Source organism: Pusillimonas sp. (assembly GCF_035515275.1).
Taxonomy (GTDB): domain Bacteria; phylum Pseudomonadota; class Gammaproteobacteria; order Burkholderiales; family Burkholderiaceae_B; genus Pusillimonas.
In genome coordinates this window covers 23,734-30,908 of the sequence record NZ_DATJBQ010000015.1, presented here as the reverse complement: position 1 = coordinate 30,908, position 7,175 = coordinate 23,734, and the positions used below count along the sequence as shown (strand labels likewise).

Below are 7,175 nucleotides of genomic sequence, written 5' to 3'. Positions count from 1 at the left end.
GGAATGCGCCAGACATACGCAATATCGATAATTGGCGCAAAGAACTTTTTGATGCGGCTCCGTTTGATCGGCGGCATGCGAACGAGCTGCTGGTACGCCTCGACCAGCTGAGCACGCGTCTGTGTGAGCCGCAAACAGGCACTCTGTGGTTGGTGGGGTCGGCGTCGGCCTTCGATAAATTGCCGGGAATGGAGCCCGCTGATCCCGATATCTCGGCAGGAGGCCTTCACGCGTGGGGCCTGACGCCCGAGAAACGTTTCAAGATTTGTGCCGGAACGCCCAAAATCGCCCTAGAATAAAGGTCAGTACCGCCATGCCTATCAAGATCATGGCCAGTAAAACGTCGTATCGTACGGCCGTGGTATGTAGAAAGTAGGCATAGGCCAGTTCGTTAACCGCAAACCCCAACGCCGACACCAAAAAGAACCGCCCTGCAGCGCGCGCCCAGGGCCCTCGCTGCGCTCGGAAGGTAAGGTGGTAGTGACCCAGGAACGACACGCCAAATGCCACCAGCCAGCCCACGAAATTGGCCAGCAACGGGGCAAGGCCCAACTGTTGCACGCACAGCACCACCACCAGCCAGTGGGTGAGTGCAGCGGCACAGCCCGTTGCCACGAACCAGGCAAGCTGCTTGAACAGATTGAACATTGACGATTTTTTCCAAAAGAGGGGCTGTGAGCGCAGGTAATCAAACAAACGGCGTGGTCTTGTGCGCAGATGACTTTGGCATGAACGAAGCCGTTGACTTCGGCATCATACGCCTGGCAGAGCAGAGGCGTCTTGCCGCAGCCAGTTGCCTGGCGCATGGGCCCACTTTTGAGGCCAATGCGGCACGGCTGGCACTCAGCGGCGCGCAGACAGGCCTGCACCTGAACTTCACCGAACCCATGGGGCGCGAGGGTGTGTATTTGCCGCTGTCGACGCTGATACGTCGGGCATACCTGCGCCAGCTCGATGTCCAGGCTGTGAAGGCTCAGATCCATGCGCAGATCGACGCCTTTCATGCCGTCATGGGTAAAGCCCCCGCTTTTGTCGACGGACATCAGCACATTCATCAACTGCCGCAAATACGCGAAGCCTTGATCCAAACGCTTGCTCGGCGGTATCTCAAGGGCGCCAGGCCCTGGCTGCGCAACACCAAAGCCACTGCCTTGAAAGGGATACCCGGCAAGTATCGTCTAAAGGCGGCAATAATACAGATATTGGGCGCCAACGCGTTTGGCAGGCTTGCCCGCCGCGAGGGCTTTCGCTTGAATGCCCGGTTTGCAGGAGTGTATGATTTTCGGGGCGGCGAATCGGCGTATCGAGCATTATTTGCAGCGTGGCTGAAGAACACCCGAGAGGGCGACCTGATCATGTGCCACCCGGCCGCCTGGGCAGATAGCGGCGACCCAATGGGCGCTCAACGCCTTGCCGAATTCAATGTGCTGCTGGAACAAAAAGTGGGTGGTTGGCTTCCTGCGACAGAGCCTTAGGCCTGGGCGTAGGCTACTATTTCGCCCCAGGGCCACTCGCATTCAAGCACCAGTGGCGTTACGCAGGAATTTTTGGAGAAACATCATGGCTACACCTATCAATCCGCTAAGCGACGATTTTGCTGTCGCGCCCCAGCTTACGCCCGAAGACATGAGTGCTGTGGCCAAAGCAGGTTATAAAAGCGTCATTATCAACCGGCCCGACTACGAAGGCGGCTCCGATCAGCCCTCGTCATCAGCCGTTATTGAAGCAGCGCGCGCAGCCGGGCTGAAAGTAGAGTACCAGCCGGTGGTGAGCGGTGCGATAACCCCCCAGGATGTCGAGCGATTCGGCCAATTGTTAAACGAATTGCCGACGCCTATTTTGGCGTATTGCCGCAGCGGCGGCCGCTGCACCACCTTGTATCGCGCCGTAAAGGGCGGTTAACCGGGCGGTGCCTTGACCGGGCGCAAACTTGGCGTTTTTACCTGTATGTTTTTGGTGTCGTTCTGCTCTAGCATAGAGCCATCGTATAACAACCAACGGAAACCGTAATGTTCAAGAAAATCCTGATTCCCACCGACGGCTCCCCTCTTGCTGCTCAGGCTGCGAACAAGGGCGTTTGCCTGGCTCGCGAAATCGGCGCCGAAGTCGTCGCGCTGTATGTCACTCAGCCTTTTGCGGCGACCGTGGGCTTCGATGGCATGGCGGCGGCCTATGCCATTACCGACGAAGACTATGAAAAAACGGCTGCCGAGCAGGCTCAAAAGTATCTGCAGGCGGTGCTCGACCGCGCTTCTACCGCCGGGGTTACGGCAACGGCGCAAACGGTATCCAGCTTCAACGTGGCTGACGGTATTGTGCAGGCGGCCAACGACAACGGCTGCGATCTTATCTTCATCGGCAGCCACGGCCGAACAGGTTTGTCGCGTCTTTTGCTTGGCAGCGTAACGGTCAAGGTGCTGGGCTTGGCGCGCACGGCTGTACTGGTTTATCGGGTTAAAGATCCGGTGGAATAAACGGCTTCGTATGCCGGGTGTTGTCTGCCCGGGTTCAAAAGAAAGAGCGGCTTGGTGGCCGCTTTTTTTTTGATGAAACGTGTATTGGTTAAATGTTTGCTGGTTAAACGTGCACGGATGAAAATGTGCAGTGGCGGTTTGAGTTCTAAGGCGCCGCCGGAGGTGGGCCCTATTTGGCGGGCGGAGGTCGCGGTCCCGCTTCGCGGGACTACCCGCATTTTCGGGCTTTGCGCGGGCGTCGGCAGAACTCGCCCTTTAGCCGCTGCGCGGCTACGGAGCTCACACAGGCTGCCGCCGACACCCCCCGCGCAAAGCCCGAAAACGCGGCGCGCCCAACGCCCGCCAAATAGGACCCACCCCCGACGGCTTATGTTTGAGCTGTTTGAGGGCTTCTATTTGAGCCGATCGGAAGAACTGTGTATTTACGCCAGCCGCTTACGCGAGCCACTTACGCAAGCCGCAATGGTAAGCCGTTGTGGGCGAGATGGTGCAGGACGGGCGTTGGAGGGCGCTGCCACAAACCGCCCGACCGCCCGGCCTGCACCATCTCGCCCACAACGGCGTTTTAGAACACAAATGGCAGCCCAGGCCTAACGCCAAAAGCGCTTAAGAAGCCCATAGCGCTTAAGAACACAAATACAGCCTGATAAATCCTTAACTCACAACCTTGGGCAACAGCATCTCCCGGTTCGACACGATTGCTTCCCTTACCATTTCGCTAAGCTCAGCGTCCTGTGTGCGCCCATCTGGATGCTGGTCTAAAAACTCAAGCATCGCCGTTCGCATACGCGGCTCCCAGAACTTTTTGATGTGATCGGCAATACCGTGGATGCCTTCCTGCCTGTCGGGCAGGGCCTCGAAGAAATCGCCAATGCTGTTGGCCATTTGAATAAGATGATCGATGTTGTTCAAAGCTGCTTCCTTAACGCGCACAAGGCTGCGTCATCTATTTTGATTCGTAAGGGACCAGGAACTCGGGGTGCGCGTACACCGTAAACACATTCTTGCGCGCAAAACCGGCCAGCATCACATTAAGTTCTGTGGCCATGCGCACCGCGTACGAAGTGGGTGCAGACACCGCCACCACCGCAGAAATGCCTGCCGCCGCTGCTTTTTGCACCATTTCAAAACTTGCCCGGCTGGAAATAACCGCGAACCCGTCAGACGTATTGGCACCGGTGCGCAACAAGTGGCCGATGAGCTTGTCGAGCGCATTGTGGCGGCCGACATCTTCGCGCACCGCCCGTATATTGCCCTGCAAGTCGGCCCACGCCGCAGCATGCGTTGCGCCCGTTTCAAGGTGCAGCGGCTGCAGCTCTCGCAAGGCTTCGGTGGCCGCCGAAATGGCTTGTGCCTGCACAAACGCCGGCCTGGCGGCCAAAGCCGGAAGCTCGCGCTGTACTTCGTCGAGGCTTTCCAGCCCGCACAAACCGCAGCCCGTGCGACCGGCCAAACTGCGTCGCCGCAGCTTGAGTTGGTTCAAGCAAGCACTGGCAATGTTCAGTTGAATCACAATGCCCTGGTCTCGCGTAGTGAGCTCGACGTCGTAGATGTCGCGTGCCGAGCGCACTACGCCCTCGGTAAACGAAAACCCGTAGGCGAAGTCTTCGAGGTCGCACGGCGTGGCCAGTACCGTCGCGTGCGAAATACCGTTGTACTCAAGCGCGATGGGTATTTCGCGGGCCAGTGCGTCGAGCTCGGACGTGCCCGCCAAGCCCGGCCCATGCCGATGCACCATATGGGCCGCGTGGCCCGACTGCTCGTCGGGCGTTGCGGTGCCAAGGTTTGGTTCGACTGATTGCACCTGCGGGCCTACTGCTGAATAGCCGTTTCGCTGTCGCGCTCGCGCTCGCTCAGCAACCGTTGCTGAACATCGCTGAAGCGCGACCAGCCTGCCTGCCATTCGGAAGGTTGGGTTACCAGGCGCGCCTGTACCGCCGTCACCTTGTACTCGGGGCAGTTGGTGGCCCAGTCGGAATTGTCGGTGGTAACGACGTTGGCGCCTGATTCGGGGAAGTGGAAGGTGGTGTACACCACGCCCGGCTGCACCCTTTCGGTAATATCGGCGCGAAGCACCGTTTCGCCTACGCGGCTTTGCACCGCCACCCAGTCGCCTTGCTTGATGCCACGGTCTTCGGCGTCGGCGGGGTGCATTTCGAGCACGTCTTCGCTGTGCCACAGCGAGTTTGGCGTGCGTCGTGTTTGTGCGCCCACGTTGTACTGCGAAAGTATGCGGCCGGTAGTAAGCAGCAAGGGGAACTTGCGTGTGCTGCGCTCGTTGCTGGGTACATATTTGGTGATCATGAACTTGCCCTTGCCGCGTACGAATTCGTCGACGTGCATGGTGGGCGTGCCTTCGGGTGCCTGCTGGTTGCAAGGCCACTGCACACTGCCCCCCAACTGGTCGATCTTGGCAAACGACACACCCTCGAAGGTGGGTGTGAGGCGAGCGATTTCGTCCATGATCTCGCTGGGGTGCTTGTAGTTCATGGGGTAACCCATGGCGTTGGACAGTGCGCAGGTAACCTGCCAGTCGGACAGCCCGCCCAAGGGATCCATAACCTTGCGCACGCGCGAGATGCGGCGTTCGGCGTTGGTGAACGTTCCGTCTTTTTCAAGGAAGCTGGAGCCTGGCAAGAACACATGGGCGTACTTGGCGGTTTCGTTCAGGAAAATATCCTGAACAATGACGCACTCCATGGCCGACAAGGCAGCGGCCACGTGCTGTGTGTTGGGGTCGGATTGGGCGATGTCTTCGCCCTGGCAGTACAGACCCTTGAACGAGCCGCTAAGCGCTGCGTCGAACATATTGGGAATGCGCAGGCCCGGCTCGGGTTGCAGACGCACGCCCCAGTCTTGCTCGAACTGGCCGCGTACGGCATCGTCGGAAACATGGCGATAGCCGGGCAGTTCGTGCGGGAAGGAGCCCATGTCGCAAGAGCCCTGTACGTTGTTCTGGCCGCGCAGCGGGTTTACGCCCACGCCTTCGCGGCCCAGGTTACCCGTGGCCATGGCCAGGTTGGCAATGGCCATGACCGTGGTCGAGCCCTGGCTGTGTTCGGTAACGCCCAGGCCGTAGTAAATAGAGCCGTTGCCCTGGGTGGCGTACAGGCGGGCGGCGCCGCGCACGTCGGCGGCCGGCACACCGGTAATGGCTTCGGTGGCTTCAGGCGAGTTTTCGGGTTGCGAAACAAAGGCGCGCCATTGCTCGAACGCCGGAGTTTCGCAACGCTCGGCGACAAAGGATTCGTTGATCAGGCCTTCGGTGGCAATGACGTGGGCCAGGGCGGTGAGCAGGGCAGTGTTGGTGCCCGGCCGTACTGGCAGATGGAAGTCGGCCTTGACATGGGGCGAATCGACCAGCTCGATGCTGCGCGGGTCGATGACAATAAGCTTGGCGCCTTCGCGCAGGCGCTTTTTAAGGCGCGAGGCGAACACGGGGTGGGCGGCGCTGGGGTTGGCACCGATAACCACGACCACGTCGGTGAACATGACCGAGTCGAAGGTTTGTGTGCCGGCAGATTCGCCCAGCGTGGTTTTAAGCCCGTAGCCGGTTGGCGAATGGCAGACGCGTGCGCAGGTGTCGACGTTATTGGTGCCGAATGCGGCGCGCACCAGCTTTTGGACCAGATAGGTTTCTTCGTTGGTACAGCGCGAGGAAGTAAGCCCGCCGATGGAGTTCTGGCCGTACTTGGCCTGAATGCGCTTGAGCTCGGACGCCGCATGGCCCAGGGCTTTGTCCCAGCTGACTTCGCGCCAGGGATCGTTGATGCTGGCGCGGATCATGGGCTTGGTGATGCGGTCTTGGTGGGTGGCGTAGCCCCAGGCGAAACGACCCTTTACGCAAGAGTGGCCGCGGTTGGCCTGGCCGTCTTTCCAGGGCACCATGCGCACGACCTGGTCGCCCTTCATTTCGGCCTTGAACGAGCAGCCTACACCGCAATAGGCACAGGTGGTAATAACCGAGTGCTCGGGCTGGCCCATCATGATGACGGTTTTTTCGACCAGGGTCGATGTGGGGCAGGCCTGCACACAGGCGCCGCACGAAACGCAGTCGCTGTCGAGGAAGGCGTCGTTCTGGCCCGCGGCAACGCGCGAGGCAAAGCCCTTGCCGTCGATGGTCAATGCGAAAGTGCCTTGAACCTCGTCGCATGCGCGTACACAGCGGCTGCACACAATGCACTTGGAAGGGTCGTAGTCAAAATAGGGGTTGGACGAATCGGTGGCGTCGTTAAGATGGTTGGCACCTTCGTAGCCGTAGCGCACATTGCGCAGGCCCACCACACCGGCCATGTCTTGAAGCTCGCAATCGCCGTTGGCAGGGCAGGTGAGGCAATCGAGCGGGTGGTCGGATATGTAAAGCTCCATGACGTTGCGGCGCAAGTCGTGCAGCTTGGGGGTTTCGGTGCGAATGACCATGCCCGACTCGGCCGGGGTGGTACACGAAGCCGGGTAGCCTCGGCGGCCGTCGATTTCGACCAGGCACAGCCGGCACGAGCCAAAGGCCTCGATACTGTCGGTGGCGCACAGCTTGGGAATATTGATGCCGGCCATGGCGGCGGCGCGCATGACCGAAGTGCCTTCGGGCACGACGCATTCGACGCCGTCAATGGTAAGCGTAACGGTTTCGGTGCTAAGCGAGGCGGGGGTGCCGAAGTCGCGTTCGCGTTGAACAATGGTTTCTAGCATGTTGGGCTCCGG

7 protein-coding genes and 1 pseudogene are annotated in these 7,175 nt (G+C 59.8%); 4 read left to right on the top strand and 4 right to left on the bottom strand.

Features of this window, described 5'->3' with window-relative positions; translation table 11 throughout:
* Window positions 1-299: pseudogene (locus VL003_RS00920) on the top strand (hypothetical protein); the annotation flags it as partial.
* On the opposite strand, the gene VL003_RS00915 reads toward VL003_RS00920, so the two are convergent.
* Window positions 259-648, bottom strand: a complete 390-nt coding sequence (locus VL003_RS00915) for a GtrA family protein (RefSeq protein WP_325438652.1) — start codon at window positions 646-648, stop codon at window positions 259-261. The pseudogene VL003_RS00920 and the gene VL003_RS00915 overlap by 41 nt on opposite strands.
* Window positions 649-728: 80 nt before the next feature.
* Between VL003_RS00915 and VL003_RS00910 the strand changes: the two genes are divergently transcribed.
* The 3 genes from VL003_RS00910 to VL003_RS00900 all read left to right on the top strand — a co-directional run bounded on the left by VL003_RS00910 (window position 729) and on the right by VL003_RS00900 (window position 2,474).
* Complete coding sequence (locus VL003_RS00910; RefSeq protein ID WP_414708207.1) at window positions 729-1,475, top strand: ChbG/HpnK family deacetylase; 747 nt, start codon at window positions 729-731, stop codon at window positions 1,473-1,475.
* Between the two features lie 85 nt (window positions 1,476-1,560).
* A complete protein-coding gene (locus tag VL003_RS00905) occupies window positions 1,561-1,902 on the top strand; it encodes a protein tyrosine phosphatase family protein (RefSeq protein WP_325438648.1) in 342 nt (113 codons plus the stop codon).
* 107 nt (window positions 1,903-2,009) lie between these two features.
* Entirely contained in the window at window positions 2,010-2,474 is a 465-nt protein-coding gene (locus VL003_RS00900; protein ID WP_325438646.1) for a universal stress protein, read from the top strand.
* A 654-nt stretch (window positions 2,475-3,128) separates the two neighbouring features.
* Here VL003_RS00900 and VL003_RS00895 read toward each other — a convergent pair.
* The 3 genes from VL003_RS00895 to fdhF form a co-directional block, all read right to left on the bottom strand.
* Window positions 3,129-3,386 carry a formate dehydrogenase subunit delta gene (locus VL003_RS00895; protein ID WP_325438644.1) on the bottom strand — a complete coding sequence of 86 codons (258 nt, stop codon included), beginning with the start codon at window positions 3,384-3,386 and terminating at the stop codon, window positions 3,129-3,131.
* A 34-nt stretch (window positions 3,387-3,420) separates the two neighbouring features.
* The gene (fdhD, locus tag VL003_RS00890; RefSeq protein ID WP_414708208.1) at window positions 3,421-4,212 is read right to left on the bottom strand and encodes a formate dehydrogenase accessory sulfurtransferase FdhD; all 792 of its coding nucleotides are present in this window, start codon (window positions 4,210-4,212) and stop codon (window positions 3,421-3,423) included.
* A gap of 74 nt (window positions 4,213-4,286) precedes the next feature.
* Window positions 4,287-7,163, bottom strand: a complete 2,877-nt coding sequence (fdhF, locus tag VL003_RS00885) for a formate dehydrogenase subunit alpha (RefSeq protein ID WP_325438640.1) — start codon at window positions 7,161-7,163, stop codon at window positions 4,287-4,289.
* Between the last annotated feature and the right edge of the window lie 12 nt (window positions 7,164-7,175).

Coding starts and splice junctions, on each gene's coding strand:
- VL003_RS00915 (WP_325438652.1), bottom strand. CDS start 648: ATGTTCAATCTGTTCAAGCAGCTTGCCTGGTTCGTGGCAACGGGCTGT.
- VL003_RS00910 (WP_414708207.1), top strand. CDS start 729: ATGAACGAAGCCGTTGACTTCGGCATCATACGCCTGGCAGAGCAGAGG.
- VL003_RS00905 (WP_325438648.1), top strand. CDS start 1,561: ATGGCTACACCTATCAATCCGCTAAGCGACGATTTTGCTGTCGCGCCC.
- VL003_RS00900 (WP_325438646.1), top strand. CDS start 2,010: ATGTTCAAGAAAATCCTGATTCCCACCGACGGCTCCCCTCTTGCTGCT.
- fdhD (WP_414708208.1), bottom strand. CDS start 4,212: ATGGTGCATCGGCATGGGCCGGGCTTGGCGGGCACGTCCGAGCTCGAC.
- fdhF (WP_325438640.1), bottom strand. CDS start 7,163: ATGCTAGAAACCATTGTTCAACGCGAACGCGACTTCGGCACCCCCGCC.